Source organism: Pseudarthrobacter sp. NPDC092439 (assembly GCF_044754945.1).
In the GTDB taxonomy this organism is placed as follows: domain Bacteria; phylum Actinomycetota; class Actinomycetes; order Actinomycetales; family Micrococcaceae; genus Arthrobacter.
This window is the reverse complement of sequence record NZ_JBIVQB010000009.1, coordinates 16,537-35,978: the sequence shown is the minus strand read 5'-3', so window position 1 is coordinate 35,978 and position 19,442 is coordinate 16,537. Positions and strand designations below refer to the sequence as shown.

16 protein-coding genes and 2 tRNA genes are annotated in these 19,442 nt (G+C 67.4%); 8 read left to right on the top strand and 10 right to left on the bottom strand.

Translation table 11 applies throughout. The annotated features are described in order from the left end of the window. The first annotated feature begins 41 nt into the window (after nt 1–41). Together ACIQCM_RS15190 and ACIQCM_RS15185 are read left to right on the top strand one after the other, a co-directional pair. On the top strand, nt 42–1,046 hold the full coding sequence (locus ACIQCM_RS15190; RefSeq protein ID WP_400606930.1) for a hypothetical protein: 1,005 nt from the start codon (nt 42–44) through the stop codon (nt 1,044–1,046). Nucleotides 1,047–1,084: 38 nt separating this feature from the next. Then, a complete protein-coding gene (locus ACIQCM_RS15185; RefSeq protein ID WP_400606927.1) occupies nt 1,085–1,270 on the top strand; it encodes a hypothetical protein in 186 nt (61 codons plus the stop codon). Nucleotides 1,271–1,279: 9 nt separating this feature from the next. Here the strand turns inward: ACIQCM_RS15185 and ACIQCM_RS15180 are convergent, their stop codons facing one another. The 7 genes from ACIQCM_RS15180 to ACIQCM_RS15150 all read right to left on the bottom strand — a co-directional run bounded on the left by ACIQCM_RS15180 (nt 1,280) and on the right by ACIQCM_RS15150 (nt 7,661). Continuing rightward, entirely contained in the window at nt 1,280–2,125 is an 846-nt protein-coding gene (locus ACIQCM_RS15180; protein ID WP_400606924.1) for an aldo/keto reductase, read from the bottom strand. A gap of 63 nt (nt 2,126–2,188) precedes the next feature. Beyond that, entirely contained in the window at nt 2,189–2,668 is a 480-nt protein-coding gene (locus ACIQCM_RS15175) for a hypothetical protein (RefSeq protein ID WP_400606922.1), read from the bottom strand. 8 nt (nt 2,669–2,676) lie between these two features. Next, a complete protein-coding gene (locus tag ACIQCM_RS15170) occupies nt 2,677–3,390 on the bottom strand; it encodes a bacterial proteasome activator family protein (RefSeq protein WP_400606921.1) in 714 nt (237 codons plus the stop codon). Between the two features lie 79 nt (nt 3,391–3,469). Continuing rightward, complete coding sequence (locus tag ACIQCM_RS15165; RefSeq protein WP_400606918.1) at nt 3,470–3,664, bottom strand: YbdD/YjiX family protein; 195 nt, start codon at nt 3,662–3,664, stop codon at nt 3,470–3,472. Continuing rightward, entirely contained in the window at nt 3,664–5,958 is a 2,295-nt protein-coding gene (locus tag ACIQCM_RS15160) for a carbon starvation CstA family protein (protein ID WP_400606917.1), read from the bottom strand. Before ACIQCM_RS15160 ends, ACIQCM_RS15165 begins: the two co-directional genes overlap by 1 nt. A 158-nt stretch (nt 5,959–6,116) precedes the next feature. Continuing rightward, nucleotides 6,117–6,653: a PadR family transcriptional regulator gene (locus ACIQCM_RS15155; RefSeq protein ID WP_400606914.1), complete on the bottom strand. Its 537-nt coding sequence runs from the start codon at nt 6,651–6,653 to the stop codon at nt 6,117–6,119. A gap of 24 nt (nt 6,654–6,677) precedes the next feature. Continuing rightward, complete coding sequence (locus ACIQCM_RS15150) at nt 6,678–7,661, bottom strand: NAD(P)H-quinone oxidoreductase (RefSeq protein ID WP_400606911.1); 984 nt, start codon at nt 7,659–7,661, stop codon at nt 6,678–6,680. A 111-nt stretch (nt 7,662–7,772) separates the two neighbouring features. On the opposite strand from ACIQCM_RS15150, the gene ACIQCM_RS15145 reads away from it, so the two are divergent. Further along, a tRNA-Ser gene (locus ACIQCM_RS15145) sits at nt 7,773–7,860 on the top strand. 63 nt (nt 7,861–7,923) lie between these two features. Here ACIQCM_RS15145 and ACIQCM_RS15140 read toward each other — a convergent pair. Beyond that, a complete protein-coding gene (locus tag ACIQCM_RS15140; protein WP_400606909.1) occupies nt 7,924–9,759 on the bottom strand; it encodes an LVIVD repeat-containing protein in 1,836 nt (611 codons plus the stop codon). Between the two features lie 191 nt (nt 9,760–9,950). Then, nucleotides 9,951–11,894 (bottom strand): FAD/NAD(P)-binding protein, encoded by a 1,944-nt coding sequence (locus ACIQCM_RS15135; protein ID WP_400606906.1) that lies wholly within the window; start codon nt 11,892–11,894, stop codon nt 9,951–9,953. An 84-nt stretch (nt 11,895–11,978) separates the two neighbouring features. Here ACIQCM_RS15135 and ACIQCM_RS15130 point away from each other — a divergent pair, with 84 nt between their 5' ends. Both ACIQCM_RS15130 and ACIQCM_RS15125 read left to right on the top strand, forming a co-directional pair. Then, entirely contained in the window at nt 11,979–14,213 is a 2,235-nt protein-coding gene (locus ACIQCM_RS15130) for a prolyl oligopeptidase family protein (RefSeq protein ID WP_400606904.1), read from the top strand. A 178-nt stretch (nt 14,214–14,391) separates the two neighbouring features. Then, nucleotides 14,392–14,480: transfer RNA gene (locus ACIQCM_RS15125), tRNA-Ser, on the top strand. A gap of 197 nt (nt 14,481–14,677) precedes the next feature. On the opposite strand, the gene ACIQCM_RS15120 is transcribed toward ACIQCM_RS15125, so the two are convergent. Next, nucleotides 14,678–16,876 carry a RecQ family ATP-dependent DNA helicase gene (locus ACIQCM_RS15120; protein WP_400606901.1) on the bottom strand — a complete coding sequence of 733 codons (2,199 nt, stop codon included), beginning with the start codon at nt 16,874–16,876 and terminating at the stop codon, nt 14,678–14,680. A 127-nt stretch (nt 16,877–17,003) separates the two neighbouring features. On the opposite strand from ACIQCM_RS15120, the gene ACIQCM_RS15115 reads away from it, so the two are divergent. Genes ACIQCM_RS15115 through ACIQCM_RS15105 form a run of 3 tightly spaced genes read left to right on the top strand, consistent with a single transcriptional unit; the run spans nt 17,004 to nt 19,391 of the window. Further along, on the top strand, nt 17,004–18,422 hold the full coding sequence (locus tag ACIQCM_RS15115) for a phosphomannomutase/phosphoglucomutase (RefSeq protein WP_400606898.1): 1,419 nt from the start codon (nt 17,004–17,006) through the stop codon (nt 18,420–18,422). A 2-nt stretch (nt 18,423–18,424) separates the two neighbouring features. Continuing rightward, on the top strand, nt 18,425–18,916 hold the full coding sequence (locus ACIQCM_RS15110) for a hypothetical protein (protein ID WP_400606896.1): 492 nt from the start codon (nt 18,425–18,427) through the stop codon (nt 18,914–18,916). A 13-nt stretch (nt 18,917–18,929) separates the two neighbouring features. Then, nucleotides 18,930–19,391, top strand: a complete 462-nt coding sequence (locus tag ACIQCM_RS15105) for an RrF2 family transcriptional regulator (protein ID WP_400606893.1) — start codon at nt 18,930–18,932, stop codon at nt 19,389–19,391. The last annotated feature ends 51 nt before the right edge of the window (nt 19,392–19,442 follow it).

Genomic DNA, 19,442 nt, shown 5'->3' with positions numbered 1-19,442 from the left:
CCGCCACGGAGGGTGCACGGCCGGGGCCTATGATGGCGTCCATGGATGATGCGGCGCTGGCGGAGATCGCCAATAGGCTGTATGCCCTGCCGCTGGATGACTTCATCACCGCCCGGGCGGCCGCGGCGAAGGAAACTGCCGGAAAGGACAAGCCGCTTGCCGCGGCGGTCCGTGCGCTGCCAAAACCATCTGTGGCCGCGTGGGCGGTAAACATGCTGGCGCGCCACGAGCCCGTGGTGTTGGATGACCTGGCTGAAGTGGGCGACCGGATGCAGGCGGCCCAGGCGTCCCTGGACGCCGCCACCCTCCGCGGATTGGCCCGGGAGCGCCGGTCCCGGCTTTCCGCTGCGGCGGATACCGCACGGAAGGTGGCCGAGGAGCACGGCCGCGCCGTCAGCGATGCCATGGCCGCCGATGTCGAGGAAACGCTCCGCGCACTAACGGCGGACCCGGGCGCTGCCGTTGCGGTCCGGAGCGGCAGGCTGTTGAAGACGCTTACGGCCGACGGCGTGAACGCCGTGGATATCGAGGGGTCGGTGGCGGTCCCCTCCGTCCTGCCGTCGGCGGACAGCCGCCGCGTGCCTGCGAAGGAACATCCGACGCCGTCACCCACCAGGCGCGACAAGCCCGCCAAGCCACGGCTTCAGGAGAGTCCGACGGCGGCCCCCACCACGAGCGGCAGGCCCGCCAAGCCGCGGCTGGAGGCAGTCCGGCAGGCGCCGCGGCCGCCGTCGCCCAGTGCCCTTGAGAAAGCCCGGGCCGCGCTGGCGGAAGCCCGCGCAGCCGAAGAGGACGCGGCTGGCCGCGCGGCGGAACGGCGGAGCATTGTTGAGGAAACGCGGGACCGTGTGGCGGCCCTCCAGGAGGAGACGGCGTCACTCCGAAAGCGACTCAAGGCGGCCGACGAGGAACTCGAGCGCTCACGCCGCATGCTGGGCGACGCCGCCGCAGAAGCAAAACAGGCGGCACGTGCGGCGGATAAAGCCGCACGTGCCGCCATGCTTGCGCAGGAGCGGGTGCTCCGGTTGGGCAACACGCGGGACTGATTCCTTGGAATGTCAGACCCTGGTTGCACACTGGATTTATGGAGAACCAATCCGTACAGGAATTTCACGTCACGTACTTCGACGCCGACTGTGGCCGCGCCCGCTCCGAGGTTTTTGACACCTTGGCCGAGGCCGAATGCTTCGCCAGCCGGAACTGCCGCGGCCAGGACGGCTGGGCCGTGATCGACGCCGTTCCGGTGGAGCGGGGGCGCGTCGCGGCCTAGGTCAAAAACCTAGGCGAAGTCGGAGACCGCCGGGTCCGGGCCGATCCTGCCTTCGCCGGCAGCCGTGCGGTCCAGCTTGTTGATTGCTTCAATGTCGCCGGCGTCCAGAGCGACGTCCAGCGCAGCAAAGTTTTCCCGGATCCGTGATTCCGTCACGGACTTGGGGATCACCACGTTGCCGATGGCGAGGTGCCACGCGATGACGACCTGCGCCGGAGTGGCCCGGTGCTTGGCGGCGATGTCCGCCACGGTGGCGTCCTCCAGCAGTTCCCCGCCCTGGCCGAGCGGTGACCACGCCTGGGTCAGGATCCCCTTGGCCGCACCGAACTCGCGCAGCTCCCGCTGGCTGAAGTACGGGTGCAGCTCGATCTGGTGGATCGCAGGGACCACACCGGTCCCGTCGATCAGCCGCTGCAGGCCCTCCACCGTGAAGTTGGAGACGCCGATGGACTTGACGCGGCCGCGCTTCTGCAGCTCGACCAGGGCCCTCCAGGTATCCACGTATTTATCCTGCTTGGGCTGCATCCAGTGGATGAGATACAGGTCCAGCGTTTCCAGGCCCAGCCGGTCCATGGAGTCCTCGAACGCTGCCAGCGTGGATTCGTAGCCCTGGTCCGAGTTCCACAGCTTGGTGGTGATGAACAGTTCTGCCGGCGACAGCCCCGACGAAGCAATGGCACGGCCCACGCCTGCCTCGTTGCCGTAGATCTTCGCGGTGTCGATGTGGCGGAAGCCGGCCTCGAAGGCCTGGCGGACCACCTTCTCCGCTACGTCGTCCTCAACCTGCCACACGCCATAGCCGAGCTGGGGGATGGTGTTTCCGTCGTTGAAAGTCAGAGTCGGTGAAAGTGTCATGGGCCCATCCTGCCAAATCCAAGCCGCAGGGAGCAGCCGAATGAGGACAACTAAGCCAGGCGCTTAACCGGGAATTTCCGTCGGTTCCCCCGGCGCTGTGCCTGAGGCGCCCAGGGCCGCCTCGGCATCGTCAATCTGCCGGAAGACCGCTTCCGCGCGCCTCCGCACGGAGGCCGCTCCCACCGGGACCGGCCCCACGGCCAGGCGCAGCATCGCGGCGGCTTCCGCCGTGGTGGCGAGCGAGTTCCCTGCTTTGGACAGCGCACGGTGGACGGCGGAGAGTGAGTCGGGGATGTCCAGCGCCTCACTCGGTGAACGCCGCTGTGCCTCCATGCAGATGGCCCGGACCCGGATCAGGAGAGCTGCAAGGCTGTTGGCTATTTCCACCAGCTCGTCGTAAAGCTGGTCGTCGTCAACACCCTCCAGGACCTGGTGGAATCTGTCCAGGCCGCGCTGGAAGCGGTCATGGGCACGGCGCCACAGGCCCCTCCCGAGTTCCGCATCATCCTTTCGCCCCTGCCGGGCGGCGCTGAAAAAGCCCAACCGCGGCCTTAGAGGTACTGGCCCGGGCCGTGGTCCGGGTCTTCGCGCTGGCCCGGCCGGGCCTGGGGCTGCTGGTGCTGGCCTGCGGGGGCACGCTGGGGTTCGCCGTTCTCGCCGATGATGACGCCGGGTGCGATGACCGTTCCCGGGGGGAGCTGGCGCAGCTGGAGCTGGGCAGCAGCGTGTTCACGGGCTGCATGCTGGGCGGCGAGGGCCGTCTGGATGCCATGGAAAAGACCTTCGAGCCATCCCACCAGCTGTGCCTGCGCGATCCTGAGTTCGGCATCGGAGGGTGTGCCGTCGTCGGTGAAGGGCAGGCTGATGCGCTCCAGCTCCTCCACCAGCTCCGGCGCCAGCCCTTCCTCGAGCTCCTTGATGGAACGTTCGTGGATTTCGGCGAGCCTGCCGCGGGCGGCATCATCGAGCGGGGCGGACTTTACCTCTTCAAGCAACTGCCTGATCATGGTGCCGATCCGCATTACCTTGGCGGGTTCGTCCACCAGGTCCTGGAGGTTGCTGCGCCGGGGTTTGCCGGCTCCCGCGGGCTGGCCGGGAACCGGCTGGCCTGGAACAGACTGCTCCGGCAGCGGCTGGCCATTGGGCACCGGCCTGCCCTCGATCGGAGGTCCACCGTTGACAGGCGTGCCTTCCAAGGGGGTGTCCTCGGGCGCGCCTTCCACCGGAAAGTGCCCGGGTGCCTGAGTGTCGTTCGGATCGCTCATGCGTTCATACTCTCACGAGCAATCGGGCCGCGGTCCACTCCATGAAGCTGGCCGGCATCCTTGTCCGCTGCGGGCTCAATCAGCAGCACCGACCCTGCGGGTTGGAGTCCTGGCGGTCCGTCCTGTCGCGCCAGAATTCCCGTTCCGTCAGTGGCGCCGACGGGTGGCCGCAGGCCCGGTGGTGTTCCAGGTACTTGGCGTAGGCGTCTGCTCCCAGCACCCCGCGCAGATACCCGGCCATCCCCCGGAGCCCGCGGACCAGTCCCTCGATCATTAGTGGTGTCCGGCCCTTTCGAAGCGCAGTTCGGCAGGAACCTTCTCCCACTCGGCCAGAAGCTCACGTTCCGCCGGAGTGGGCACCAGGCCGGCCGGGGCGAAGACCCGCGACGGAAGGGCGGGGTCTTCATTGGTGGTCACGGCCCGTCCCGCCGCATGGGACCGGAACGCCTTGACCGTGGCGAGTACCGCCGTCGTGATCACGATGATGCTCAGCACCACGAAGATCACGGACAACCAGCCCTGGATGGCGGTGTTGCGCACCACGGCTTCCATCGCGGCCACGGACTTGGCGGTGCCGAACTCGGTCTTGCCGTCCGCCAGTGCCTTGCTGAATGCCGCGTTGTTGGCAAAGTAGCCCACGGCCGGGGTGGACGAGAAGATCTTCTGGTAGCTCGCGGTGATGGTGACCACGGCAGCGAAGGTCAGCGGAAGTGCCACGATCCACAGGTACTTGAAGGTCCCCTGCTTGGCCACGATGGCCAGGCACACGGACAGGGCAATCGCGGCAAGCAGCTGGTTGGCGATGCCGAACAGCGGGAACAGCGTGTTGATGCCGCCCAGCGGGTCGGTGACGCCCATGAGCAGCACCGCGCCCCAGGCGCCCACCATGATGGCCGTGCAGAGCCACGCACCTGGCCGCCACGAGTGCTCCTTGAACTTCGGTACGAAGTTGCCGATCGAATCCTGCAGCATGAACCGGGCAACGCGGGTGCCGGCGTCCACTGCGGTGAGGATGAACAGGGCCTCGAACATGATGGCGAAGTGGTACCAGAAGGCCATCATCGCCGTGCCGCCGATGAACTGCTGCATGATGTGTGCCAGGCCAACAGCCAGGGTGGGGGCGCCGCCGGTGCGGGACACGATGCTTTCCTCACCCACGTTCCGGGCGGTTTCAGCCAGCATGTCCGGCGTGAGGTTCACGCCCGCCAGGCCGAGGCTGTTCACCCATGTTGCCGCCGTCTCCACGGTGCCGCCGGTCAGGGCCGCGGGCGAGTTCATGGCGAAGTACAGGCCGCGGTCGATCGAAATCGCCGCCACCAGGGCCATGATGGCCACGAAGGACTCCATCAGCATGCCGCCGTACCCAATGAAGCGGGTCTGCCGCTCCTTCTCCACGAGCTTGGGTGTGGTGCCGGAGGAGATCAGTGCGTGGAAGCCGGACAGGGCGCCGCAGGCGATGGTGACGAACAGGAACGGGAAAAGCGCACCCGGGAAAACCGGACCGTTGTCGCGGCTCGCGAACTCGCTGAACGCCGGGACATTGATTTCCGGGCGGACCACAATGATGGCCAGCGCCAGCATCACGATCACGCCGATCTTCATGAAGGTGGAGAGGTAGTCGCGGGGGGCAAGCAGCAGCCAGACCGGCAGGATCGCGGCGACAAAACCGTAGATGATCAGGCCCCAGGCGATGGTCACCTTGTCCAGGCTGAAGATCTCGGCACCCCACGGCGTCTCGGCCACGATGCCGCCGCCGATGATGGCGGCCATCAGCAGCACGAACCCGATCACGGAAACCTCCATGATCTTGCCGGGCCGCAGGTAGCGCAGGTAGACACCCATGAACAGGGCGATGGGGATGGTCAGGCCCACCGAGAACACACCCCACGGGCTCTCACCCAGGGCATTGACGACGACGAGCGCCAGGATCGCAACGATGATCACCATGATCAGCAGGGTGGCAATGAGGGCCGCAGTACCGCCGATGACGCCGAGTTCCTCGCGCGCCATCTGGCCCAGCGACCGGCCGCCGCGCCGCATGGAGAAGAACATCACCAGGTAGTCCTGCACCGCTCCGGCCAGCACCACGCCGATGATGATCCAGATGGTGCCGGGCAGGTAGCCCATCTGCGCGGCGATGACCGGGCCCACCAGCGGGCCGGCGCCGGCGATGGCGGCGAAGTGGTGGCCGAACAGGACGTTGCGGTCCGTCCGGACATAGTCCTTGCCGTCCGCCTTGTATTCGGCCGGGGTGGCGCGAAGGTCGTCCGGCCTGGTGATGAAGCGTTCGATCACCTTGGAGTAGAAGCGGTAGGCGATCAGGTAGGTGCACACCGAGGCGAACACGAACCAGATCGCGTTGACGGTCTCGCCGCGGATGATCGCCAGCATGAACCAGGCGACGCCGCCCAGCAGTGCAATAGCCGCCCAGAGCGCGATCTTGCCCGGCGTCCATTTCCTGTCCTCGGCTTCGCGGACCGCCGGGTCCACGCCCGCCGGCGGCAGTTCCGTGGCCACGGCGCCGCCCTCCCCGGGCGGATTCTTCCGTGGATCTGGGGTTTCGGCCATGTCTCCTCCTTGAGAATTCGTACACGTGTTCCGGGAGGAACCCTACCAACGGCAGAGGCCGATTGGGCAGGGTTTTCGGATACCCTGCACCGTGGTGCGGCGAGTGGCGGCCGCGCGGCGGCGAACGACGGCGCCGAACGACGGCGGCGTTCCCCGGCTTAGGCCTGCCCGTTCAGCTGGGCGTGCTGCACCAGCCGGGCTTCGCACAGGTCAAGCCAACGGATTTCGGCTTCGGTCTGGAAAATCAGCGAGTCCAGGACCAGCAGCCCCGCTGTGTCCCCCGCCCGCTGGGCCGGGGCACCCTCGCGCCGGGCTTTGGTGTAGTCCTGCAAAGCCTTCATGGATGCGGCACGCTGGGCCTGGATCACCGCCGGCACGTCCACCCCGGGGAGGGTGACGGCGAGCGCCAGCTTGATGGCGAGCTCGTTCCGCGGCGGATTGCTCCGCTCCACCGGAGCAGCGAACCAGCCGCGGACTTCGGCTTCCCCCGCTGCAGTAAGGCTGTAGACCACGTGCCCGCCGCCGTCGGCTGCCTTGGAGACAAGGCCGTCCCGTTCCAGCCGTTCCAGGGTGGTGTACACCTGCCCTATATTGAGCGGCCAGGTGCCGCCCGTGCGGTTCTGGAACTCCGCGCGCAGCTGGTACCCGTACCGCGGCTGGTGCAGCAGGGCAAGAAGGCTGTGGCGGACGGACATGCGGCTCCTCGGGATTCGGCCGGCCTACATCACCAGCAGGATCTTGCCCACGTGCTCACCGGAATCGAAGTAGCGGTGCGCGTCCTGGACCTGGTCCAGCGGGAACGTCCGGGCCACCAGCGGGCGGATGCTGCCGTCGGTGACCAGCGGCCAGACGGCTTCCCGCACAGCGTCCATGATGGCACCCTTTTCCGCCACCGGGCGGGGCCGCAGCGCAGTGGCGACGACGGCGGCCCGCTTGCGCAGCAGCAGTCCAAGGTCAAGTTCCCCCTTGGTGCCGCCCTGGAGCCCGATGACCACGAGGCGGCCGTAGTCGGCGAGCGCGTCGACGTTCTGCGGCAGGTACTTGGCCCCCACGACGTCGAGGATCACGTCCGCGCCCTTGCCGCCGTTCTGCCGGCGCAGGCTCTCCGGGAAGTCCTCTTCGGCATAGTTGATGCCGATGTGGGCACCGAGGAACGCCGTGGCCGTACTGACCTTCTCGGCCGTACCGGCAGTGGCGGCCACCCGGGCGCCCAGTGCCCTGGCAAGCTGGATGGCCATGGTGCCGATGCCGCCGGTGGCGCCGTGGATGAGGACCGTCTCGCCCTGCTGAAGCTGGGCCGTCATCACCAGGTTCGAATAGACGGTGGCTGCGGTTTCCGGCAGGGAGGCCGCGGTGACAAGATCCACGCCGTCCGGCACGCGCAGGACCTGCCCGGCCGGGACTGCCACCTGCTGGGCGTAACCGCCGCCTGCCAGCAGCGCCACCACCTTGTCCCCGATGGAGAAGGGCTTGGCAACGTCCGGGCCGAAGCCTGCGATCCGGCCGGAAACCTCCAGGCCCGGGATCTCGGATGCGCCCGGCGGCGGCGGATAGAAACCGCGCCGCTGCTGGACATCCGCCCGGTTCAGGCCGGCGGCAACGACATCGATGAGCACCTCCCCGGGGCCCGGCACCGGAACCGGCACGTCACGCAGTTCCAGCACCTCGGGGCCGCCCGGTTCCGAAATGTAGACCGCTTTCATGCACCACTCCCGTTCCCTGGCTCATTTGGCCTCTGCCCGCCAGCATGCCCCGGAAGCGTTCCGCGGCTGTGTTTTGTTGCAGGCAATGCCCTATGAAACACTACTGGGTGAGGAAGGTTGTCCGAGCGGCCGAAGGAGCTAGTCTTGAAAACTAGTGTGCGGTAACCCCGTACCAAGAGTTCGAATCTCTTACCTTCCGCAAAAGGACCCCTGTCCGCCAGCGATGCTGGCAGGCAGGGGTCCCTTGCTTTAAGGACAGGACCTACTTGGTAGTGAAGATCCAGAGTCCGTTGTCCCGGTCACTGCCGAGAATGTAGGTGTTGCCATCCTCGCCAATGAAGGTTTCCACGCCCCAGAAGTCGTTTCCGGCTTGGTCCAGGTAGCTGCCTACCTCCACCAGGTCGCACGTGGCGGTCTTGGCGGGGTCGGTGCACTGGATCTGCACCGCCCGCAGGCCACCGGAGTAGTACGACAGGTAAGCCATGGACGGATCCTGCGGGTCCACCGCTACTTCGTGGACGCTCAGGTCGCCGGAGTTCAGGGCGAACTTCGGATCATGGGCCTGCGGAATGGCGTAGGTGTCCAGGTCCTGCAGGGTTGCAGCATCGAACAGGTGCACGTAGCCCCAGCCGTCGAAGATGGAGCCAACCTCGATCTCCGCGCCGATGGTGCCCACGGCCGGGTTTTCCGGGTAGCTCCAAGGAGCGTTCAGCGGTGCGGCGTCGAAGAGGCGGTGGAAGGCTGCGTGGGTGGTGCAGACGGCCACCACGTTGTCGACGAATGCGCCCGATCCGCAGAACGGTTCCCCGCCGGCGGCGTCGCCGTTGTGGTGGTTCACGAACAGGACGGACTCCCAGCCGGCCAACACGGCTTCGTGGGCCTTTTCACCCGGGAAGCAGGCACCTTCAGGAGCGCTCGGGTCCCCCACCGGGCCGCGCTGGAGCACGATGATGGATTCCTCGCCCGGCTCCAGTGACTCCAGGTACCCCGGAATGCTCTCGGGGGTAGGGATCGGCGCCGAGTCGGGGCATCCGTAGCCGCCGTAGACGACGGGACCGTTCAGGGTCAGGTCATCGAGGATAGCCGGAGCCTGCCCGCCGCCCACCATCACGGACGGGTACGTGCCCGCGTTGGCGCCGCTGGTGATCTTGAATTCGTCGGTGCGGTACGGGGCGAAGTCCTCGTCCGTGCCGATGAAGAACCGGTTGTCCTGGGTGAACTCCGCCTGGTGGGCATTGCCCTCCGGGGTCAGCGAGGTACCCAGGGACTCCAGGAGTTCCGGATCAACATCAGCGAATTCGGTGTCCCCGAGGAACTTGGCATCGGCGGGGTTGTTCACGTTCATCAGGACATAGCCGCCGTCCCAGTAGGACAGCAGCATGATGAAGTCGCCGTTGATCTGCTTGACCACCATGTCGTGGAGGAACGAGTCCGTCAGCCCGATTTTCGGCTGGTCCACTTTGAAGGCATTGAGGTCGTATTCAGCGACGAGGCGCGGGCGCTGCGGCTTGCTGATGTCGAAAATGTCAACGTCGGTGAGTTCTTCGTTGTCCGAGACCACGACGTACGCCTTGTCTCCTGCGTCCCAGGCGAAAACACTGTGGATCTGGTTGCTGTCCCGGCTGCCGGGTTCCCGGTCGCCGAAGTTCTCGGACAGTTTCTTGGGGTTGCGCGGGTCGGACACGTCAAAGAGCGATACACCGCCCTTGCCGTTCTTTCCGCACTGTTCGTTGTTGACCACCAGCACGTCCCCGGTGAAGCCGGGCGTGGTGATGTTCAGAACCTGCAGGCCTTCGCCCGGCCGGCTGTCCTGGTGCGCCGGGATGAACCCGATGCGCTCCGGCTCCGTGCCCGGCGCGGGATTCGCCTGGTCCACCGTGGAAATATCCACGATGTAGACACCGGCGTCGGGGCTGGTCTGTCCGCCGGTCTCCGGACCGGCGCAGTCCGGTTCCCCCCAGTTGGCCAGGAATGCAGTGTTCCCGTCGGGTGAGACAGTGACATCGGCGATCAGGTCCTGCGTGTCTGTCAGCTTGACCTTGTCCACCAGTTCGATGTTTCCGGTGGCCCCCGTTCCTTTCAGATGGCCCTCGTCCATCCCATGCTGACCGTCCGGGTGTGCGACGGCGGATGTCAGCCCCAATGCTGACAGGGCGAGGGTACTTAGTGCTGCAAAAACAACCAATCTCCTGCTTTGTGGCATAGCTTGTCTCCGGCTGTAAGTTACCTGTGGATTCCCCCAATGCCGCCCAGCCTAGACCCGGGTTATTCCACTGTCTAGGGAAACTTTTAGGACGTCGGAGCGCTGCTGTCCACGATGGCTGCGGCGATCTCGTCGGCGTCGCGCAGGGTCCGCTGGCCGCTGCGGTACGCCGGGCTGCCGTCCTGCAGTGCCTCCGCCGCGATGGCGGTGCCCCACTGCGAGGACGACAGCTGCAGCCCGAGCACGTACAGGGCCTCCGTCACCGAACCGTTGGCTGCCAGGGCGCGGTAGGGGTGCGGAAGCACATCGAGGCCGGTGGACTGCACCGGAGCCCCCTCCGGGGTCATCATCAGCCGGGGCCGGACCAGCCCGTCCGCCAGCAGCTGCTCAAGGAGCGGTGACCGGTTCGCGGACACCCGGTTGCCTGGCGCCAGCGCTTCCACCATCGTCCGGGCCCGCACGGGGCCACCGTCCACCCACGGGGAGGACGCCGTGAACATCCGCTCCCTGCGGTCCACGTCGAACTTCGGGTCCGGGCCCACGAAGCCCACCACCCCGGCCCGCGCAAGCGCGGCCAACTGCTCGGCACGCATGGCCGGCGGGCCGCTTGCCAGGCCCTCCACGAACGACTCGAACCAGCCACGGAGCCCGGCAACCCACGAGGCATCGGTGATGCCGCCGTCGGCCACTGCCGTCTTGAGCACCGCGCGCCCGTGATGGAGCGCGCCGATGGCCATCTTGACGGGGTCATCCTCGCCAAGGGCGGAGCGGCGGGCGTCATCCAGCAGGTACTCCACCACGGCTGCGTCGTGCGCAGCGCGCGAAGGAAAGGAACGGCCCGCGAGCGGGGCGGCCAGGCCGTGCAGGTCCAGCCGGTGGCGGGGCCCGACGTGGACCGCCAGCACGCTTTCCACCCCGTCTTCCCAGTTGGCTGCGCTGTGCGCGTGCGGGTGCAGCGCCTCCTCGAGTGCGGCGAGAAACGCCGCGGAATCAGCGACGGCGGCGGGATGCGAGCGCACGAGGGTGGAGTAATACGCCCAGAGGGCGTCGCGGTGGAGCAGCGGCCAAAGGTCGTGGTCGAAGCCCGGAGTGATGCCGGCTGTCCGGAACCGCTCCAGCGCCGCCTCAGTGAGGTAGCGCAGCGTGACCGACGCCGGGTAGTAGCCTTCCAGCGCGGCTTTGGCCCGGTACGGGGTGCCGCGCCGGGAAGCGGCGATGATGACGGGCTCCTGGCCGGACGGTTCGTACCGCAGGCGCCCCCCGTTGCCGACGAACTTCCCGCCGCGGCCTTCGGTGAGCTGGCCCATCGTGTCGAAGAAGTTCAGCCCCATGCCGCGCACCAGGACCGTTTCGCCGGCAGGGATCCGGTCCCAGTCCACGTCCGCGGGCACCGCCGGCGGCAGGTAGCGCAGGCCAATCTGCTCCGCCGCGGCCTGCAGCGCCCGCTGTTCGTGGTTCAGCCGCGACGGCACGTGCCCGAGCGCCAGTACCACCGCGTTGGTGCGGAGCGTCCCTCCGGCGGCCAGGCCGACGTCGTACATCCCCCCGCCGGCCGGATGCACCGACACCGCCTCTGTCTCGTGGAACTCGATGGTGACGCTGGCCGGCGCTTTCGCCACCAGCTCCTCCAGGGTGCTGCGAAGGTAGCGGCCGTACAGGGCGCGGCTGGGGAAATCGCTGGCGCCCAGGACGGCCAGCTCGGCGCGTTCATCCCCGGTAAGGCCGGGCAACGGGTCCCGTTGCTGGCGGATCCGCCATTGGTCGAACGTGGTGCCGGCAAGCGGGGCGGGCAGCGCAGGATCCTGCGGAATCACCGTTGGATAGAAGGACTGCGTGTTCATGAGGTAAAGGCGGGACTGGCCCGGCTGCCACACGTGCCCGGGCCCCGCCGGGAAGGGATCGACGACGTCGATGTGGACGCGCATCCGGGACCCGGCGGCGGCTGCGTGCGCGAGCAGGCGCTCCAGGACGCTGGTGCCCCGCGGGCCGGCGCCAATGATGACGGCCCGGGTGCTCTGCGTTAATTCCACGGCATCCAGAGTACGGGCTGAAAGCAGGGCGTGGGCCCATCGCTTGACTTGCCAGCCCCAGGGGATGTTGTTTGGATGGGGCGCATGACCACCACTGCTGCTGATCCTGCGCCCGTGTCCGGCCCCGCCACCTCCCCCGAACCTACCGACGAGAACGTCTGGCTGGAGGAGATCTACGGTGAGGAACAGCTGGCCTGGGTCCGCGAACAGAACTCCCGCACCGAGGACCTCCTGCAGGACGCGGAGTATGCCGAACTCGAAGGCAGCATCCTGGAGGTGCTCGATTCCACCGACCGCATCCCCATGGTGGGCAAGCGCGGCGACTGGTACTACAACTTCTGGAAGGACCGGGAGAACCCCAAAGGCCTGTGGCGGCGCACCACCTGGGAGAGCTACTGCACGGACTCCCCCGAGTGGGATGTCCTGCTGGACGTGGACGCCCTGGCCGCTGCGGAGGGCGAGGAATGGGTATTCCACGGGGCCACCTTCCTGCGGCCTCCCGCGGGAGAACCCTACCGGCTGGCACTCCTGGCCCTCTCCCCCGACGGCGGCGACGCGAACCGCTACCGCGAGTTCGACGTCGAGGCCCGGGCGTTCGTGGACCCGGCGTCCGGCGGTTTTGACCTCCCGACGGCGAAGGGCAACGTGTCGTGGCTGGATGCGGACACGCTGCTGGTCGCCTCCACTGCCGGCGGACTGCCGGCGACGGCGTCCTCCTACGCCCGGACCGCGGTGACCCTGCGGCGCGGTACCGGCCTTGCGGCCGCTCCCCGGCTTTTCGAGGTGCCCGAGGACCACATGATGGCCGTGGTTGCACACGATTCGACTCCGGGCTTCGAACGGACCTTCGCCATTGACTGCATCGACTTCTTCAACCGGACCAACCTGGTGTGGCGGGACGGCGGGTGGGTGGTCATTGACGTTCCCAGCGACGTGAATATCAGCGCGCACCGGGAGTGGCTGCTGTTTCGGCCGCAGCAGGACTGGCTGCTCAACGGGACCACCTACCCGGCCGGTTCACTGCTGGCGGCGTCCTTTGACGGCTACCTGGCCGGCGGCCGCGACCTCATCGTCCTGTTCGCCCCGGACGCCCACACCTCCCTGCAGTCCTGGAGCTGGACCCGGAACTTCCTGCTGCTGAACCTCCTGAAGGACGTCTCCTCCGAGATCCGGGTGCTGGATCCGTCGCAGGCCGGGTCTGCCGGATCCGGGACTTCCGGCTGGGCGGCTTCGCCGCTGGACGCCTGCCCGCCGCTGCACGATGTCAACGCCTACGCCGTGGACGACGAGGACCAGGCAGCTGCCGACGGCGGTGCGGGCGACGATTTCTGGCTCGTCGCCACCGGGTTTACCACCCCCAGTACCCTGATGCGCGGCACGCTGGAACGCAACCACAGCGACGGCGGGGTCCCGGACGTGGTGAGCCGGCATGCGGTGGTGAAGGCGTCGCCGTCGTTCTTTGATGACGGTGGCTATGAAGTGCAGCAGCACTTCGCCGTGTCCGACGACGGGACCCGGGTTCCGTACTTCCAGGTTGCCGCCCGGGACCTGCCGCTGGACGGGCAGAACCCCACACAGCTTTCCGGGTACGGCGGGTTCGAGATTTCGCGCACCCCGGCGTACAGCGGGGCGGTGGGCAGGGCCTGGCTGGAACGGCGCACCACCGGCCTGCCCGGTGCAGACGGTGAAGCCCCGCATTCCCGCGGCGGTGTCTACGTGGTGGCGAACATCCGCGGCGGCGGTGAATACGGGCCCGCGTGGCACCGCGCCGCACTGAAGGAAAACCGCCACAAGGCGTACCAGGACTTCGCAGCGGTTGCCCGTGACCTGATTTCCCGTGGGGTGACGTCACGCGAGCGGCTGGGCTGCGTGGGCGGATCCAACGGCGGGCTGCTGGTGGGCAACATGCTTACCCGGTACCCCGAACTGTTCGGAGCGGTCTCCTGCGGGGTGCCGCTGCTGGACATGCGCCGCTACACCCGGCTCTCCGCCGGCCACTCCTGGATCGCCGAATACGGTGACCCTGACGTCCCCGGACAGTGGGAGTTCATCAAGACCTTCTCGCCGTACCACCTCCTGCGCGACGGGGTGGAATACCCGGAGACGTTCATCTGGACGGCCACCTCCGACGACCGGGTGGGACCCGTGCAGGCGCGCAAGATGGCGGCCCGCATGCAGGCAATGGGCATCCCCAACGTCTGGTTCCACGAGGCCCTCGAGGGCGGCCACGCCGGGGCATCGGACAACCGGCAGGCCGCCGCCCTGCAGGCGCGCAGCCAGCATTTCCTGTGGAAGGCCCTGGCAGGCGGGCGATCCTGATGGCTGGTCTACTTGTTCGGGGACCCCGGGTGGCTTCCTGCCTGGCGCCTCCGGAGCCCTCCATGGGGGGCTTGTGGGGCCAGCGCCCTGAACCTTTTGGGCCTTTTTCGGTGAAACCGCCCCGTTTTGCACTGCATGGCCGGATCTGCGTATCCTTGGTGGGCTAGTAATAGCACTCGGAGACGTGCCAGAGCGGCCGAATGGACTTCACTGCTAATGAAGGGTCGGGGTTAAACTCGACCGGGGGTTCAAATCCCCCCGTCTCCGCGTTTTTGATGAGTCGAGACATCCTTCACGGATGAGCCGGGTCATCGGTAACACCCCCGGTCTTCGGACCGGGGGTGTTTTCGTATCCGGACGTGTCCCCGCCGGTTCCGTCACTGGCACTACGCCTGGTGCCGGGATCGGCGGGAGCGCCGGCACGGTGCCTCGACTGGTCGGCCAGCTTGGCGGCGCCTCTGGGGTCAGCCGGCCTGGGCCAGCACCAGTGGCAGGACCGGCCCCGCGCCTGCCTGCTGCAGGGCACGGCCAGCGACAGTGACCGTCCACCGGCTGTCCACAAGGTCATCTATGAGCATCACCGGCTGGCCCCGAAGGGACGCGAGCGCCTGTTCCAGCTCGGCGCCCACTACGATCCGGTCCCAGACACCCGCCAACCGGTAAGCGCTGTTGCCGCCGCGGCCTCCTGTGGGTCCGCCGTGGGCCAGCTCCAGCTCACCCAGATAGGGGATGCGGCCGATCTCCGAAATGCCCTTGGCCAGGGAACCCACAAGTTCGGGCTTGCTCCGCGAGGGTACGCTCACGATCGCCGCGGGCCTGCCGGCACCGCTCCAACCCGGTGTGCGCCCGTCGCCGGCGCCCCACTCGCGCAGCACCTGGACACATGCCTGCAGCATGGCCGGATCGACGGGCCGGTCACCGGCACCGGCCGCGAACACCCCGCGGAGCGCGCCGCCCCAACCCAAGTCTGTGAGCCGGGCAAGGATACGCCCTTCGGACAGGCTTTCCCCCGCCTTCAGCTTTCCCTTGACGGGAACGCCCAGCCGGTCCATTCCGCTCGGCCACTGCAGCCGCGGTTCCAGGACACCGCCCGCCCTGCTGAGAGTCTGGCCGGCTGCATCGGTTGCATCGGCGGCAATGTCGGCGGGGAACCACCGGCCGGCGCAGTTATCGCATCTTCCGCATGCCCGCGCCGTTTCATCGTCCAGGACTGAAGTGATGTATTCCATCCGGCAGCCGGCGGTGTCCTGGTAAACCACCATGGAGTCCTGCTCGTCAACGCGGGCCTGGGCGATCCGCCGGTACCGGTCCGCGTCATAGATCCAGGGCTGCCCGGTGGACCGCCAGCCGCCTCCCACCCGCTCCACGGCGCCATCCACGGAGAGCACCTTCAGCAGCAGTTCAAGCGGCGTGCGGCGCAGGTCCACCCGTGCTTCGAGCGCCACAGTGGACAGTGCAGTTCCGGCATCGCCGAGAACGTTTAGGACCGCCGCCGCTTTTTCTTCCGAGGGCATGGAGGCGGTGGCAAAATACTGCCAGATGTCCCGGTCCTCCGATCCGGGCAGCAGCAGGACATCCGCGTTGGCCGCTCCACGACCGGCCCTGCCCACCTGCTGGTAGTAGGCAACCGGCGAAGAGGGCGCGCCAAGGTGGACCACGAACCCAAGGTCCGGTTTGTCGAAACCCATGCCCAGCGCGGACGTGGCCACAAGCGCCTTGACGTGGTTGTCCTTCAGAAGTTGCTCGGCGTTTTCCCGGTCAGCCGGGTCGGTCCGGCCCGTGTAGGCCAGCACTTTGTGGCCGGCCTCGGCCAGAAGCCGGGCGGTGTCCTCGGCGGCGGAGACCGTCAACGTGTAAATGATGCCGCTGCCGGGCAGGTCCGCCAGGTGCGTCAGGAGCCAGCCAAGCCGCTGGCGGGGATCCGGCAACGCAAGGACGCCCAGGCGCAGGGACTCCCTGCCCAGCGAGCCGCGGATGGTGAGGACGCCGGACCCCAGCTGTTCTTCGATGTCGTGCACCACGCGGGAGTTGGCCGTGGCGGTGGTGGCCAGCACCGGGACCGTCTCAGGGAGCTGCCTGATCAGGTCTGCGATGCGCCGGTAGTCCGGACGGAAATCGTGCCCCCAGTCCGAGATGCAGTGCGCCTCATCGATCACCAGCAGCCCCGTACGCCGCATCAGCTCCGGCAGCTGGGTCTCCCGGAACGCCGGGTTTGTCAGCCGCTCCGGCGAGACCAGCAGGACATCCACCTCATCCGCGGCCAGCTGTTCCCGGACGGTGTCCCACTCGAGCTGATTGGCCGAGTTGATGGCGACCGCGCGCACCCCCGCCCGGGCTGCCGCGGCCACCTGGTCCCGCATCAGGGCCAACAGGGGCGAGACGATGAGCGTGGGCCCGGCACCCCGGCGCCGGAGCAGCAGGGATGCCACGAAGTACACGGCCGATTTGCCCCAGCCGGTGCGCTGGACCACCAAAGCCCGCCGACCGCCGTCGACCAGTGCCTCGATGGCCTCAAACTGCCCGTCGTGGAAATCCGCCTCCGGATGGCCCACCAGGCCGCGAAGTATTTCAAGCGCCTGCCCCCGGGTCGGAGACGGCGCAGTGGCAGCGGACAAGGATGCGGTGGAATCGGAAAGTACGGTGGCGTGCTGGTTATCGACCATTGGTTCAGTATCCCAGCCACCCCCGACAGCGGGCACACCGCCGGCAGCTGTGTGGAAAACAGCGGGCCGGTCCCACTGCTCCTCCACAGAGAGCCGGATTCCGGCCTGTCCACGTAAGATAAGGCGCGTGACTAGCGAACAAACAACGACTTTTGACCTCTCGGCATCCTTCAAGGCCTACGACGTCCGGGGCATCGTGGGCGAGACCATCACCGCCGAAATCGTCGAAGCCGTGGGGGCAGCGTTCGTTGACGTCCTGCAGCTCGAAGGACAGACCATCCTGGTGGGCGGCGACATGCGGCCCTCCTCTCCCGACTTCAGCAAAGCCTTCGCCAATGGTGCAGCCGCCCGCGGCGCCAGCGTGGAACTCCTTGACCTGATCTCCACGGACGAGCTGTATTTCGCCTGCGGCTTCCTCAACCGGGCAGGAGCCACCTTCACCGCCAGTCACAACCCTGCCGGATACAACGGCATCAAGATGGCAAAGGCCGGCGCTGTGCCCATCTCCTCCGAAACCGGCCTCAAGGACATCCAGACGCTCGCCGAGCAGTACCTCAACGAGGGCACCATTCCGGCCGCGGAAAGCCGGGGGCAAATCAGTGTCCGGGACGTCCTGAAGGACTACGCCGAATACCTCCGCCAGTTGGTGGACCTCTCCGGTTCCCGTCCGCTGAAGGTCGTGGTGGACGCGGGTAACGGCATGGCCGGCCTGACCACCCCTGCGGTGCTCGGCGACGCGCTGCTGCCCAAGCTCCCGTTCGACATCGTCCCCCTCTACTTCGAGCTGGACGGATCCTTCCCGAACCACCCCGCCAACCCGCTGGAACCGGAGAACCTCCGAGACCTGCAGGCCGCCGTCATCGAGCACGGTGCGGACATCGGCCTGGCGTTCGACGGCGATGCCGACCGCTGCTTCGTCGTGGACGAAAAGGGCGAGCCTGTGTCGCCGTCGGCCATCACCGGAATGGTGGCGCGCCGCGAAATTGCCCGCGCCAAGGCGCAGGGCGAGGCCGTGCCCACGATCATCCACAACCTCCTCACCTCGCGCGCGGTCCCCGAACTGGTGGCGCACGACGGCGGCCGCGCCGTCCGCACGCGGGTGGGCCACTCGTTCATCAAGGCAGTCATGGCTGAGGAAGGCGCCGTGTTCGGCGGCGAGCATTCCGCGCACTTCTACTTCCGCGACTTTTGGAACGCGGACACCGGAATGCTGGCAGCAATGCACGTCCTTGCGGCCCTCGGCGAGCAGGACGGACCCCTGTCCGAACTGGGCCGGGAATACGAGCCCTACATCAGCTCCGGTGAAATCAACTCCGAAGTCGAGGACAAGCCCGCAGCGGTGGAACGGGTCCGGGCGGACTTCGCAGGCGAGGACATCACCATCGATTCCATGGACGGCAGCACCTTCACCGCCAATGACGGCAGCTACTGGTTCAACCTGCGCCCGTCCAACACGGAGCCCTTCCTCCGGCTCAACGCCGAGGCGACGGACCGCGCCACCATGGAACGCATCCGCGACCGGGTGCTGGCATTGGTCCGGGCCTGAGCATGGCCGAAACCGCAGGACATGTGCCCTTCGAACCCGAATCCTCCTGGCGTGAGTCCGTTCCGGAGGATTCGGCCACCGATCTGGAAAACCTCCTGGGAACCGGCATCAGTGCCGCCCAGGAACAACTCCAGCGCAACGGCGGCTTCCTGCCCTTCGCCCTGACGGTCCAGAACGACGGCGAGGTGCGGCTGGTTGCCGTGTCACCGGCTGACGCGCCGGAGGGGACGGACGCAGACTTCGACGCCGATGTGATGATCAGCGACCTGCAGGCCGTGCTGCGGCAGAACCGCAGCGGTTTCCGTGCGGCCGCCGTGGTTTGCGACGTCCAACTGGTGGAGGACGATTCGGACGCCATCCACGTTGCCGCGGAGCACAGCGACGGTTCGGTGTTCGCAGCCGTGCTGCCGTACGTCGCCAACGCCGAGACCCGAACCCTGGAGTTCGGCGAGCTCGGTGCGGATTCCAGCCAGCCCGCCATCTGGGTGGACTAGACCGGCAGCTGCCATGAAAATCAACGCCTTCGCAGATGTGAGCCTGAGGGCACTCATGGTGTTGGCCGCCGCCCCGGAGGGAACTCTGCTGACGACGCAGAACGTGGCGGACTCGGTGGCCACGCCCTACAACCACGTGAGCAAGGCGATGGCCAAGCTGCGCAGCATGGGTCTGATCGAAGTGGTCCGTGGCAGGGCCGGCGGAGCGACGCTCAGCCATGCCGGCCGGACCGCCACTGTGGGTGCGATCCTGCGCGGGCTCGACACCCGGAGCGACCCTGCCGACTGCGTGGCGCCCAGCGGCAACTGCCCCCTCATCAACGAATGCCGCCTCCGTGCGGCCCTCGCCCGCGCCCGGGAAGCCTTCTACAGCGAACTCGATTCGGTTCGGATTGCGGACCTTCCCGTGTCCCGGCAGATGGCCCCTGTCTTCGAAATGATCGGGCTTCGCCCCGGCCTGGAGCGCTGGCGCTAGGGCCGGTGCGGCCCAATTTGCATCCTCTTTCTACGACCTGTAGAAATTGAG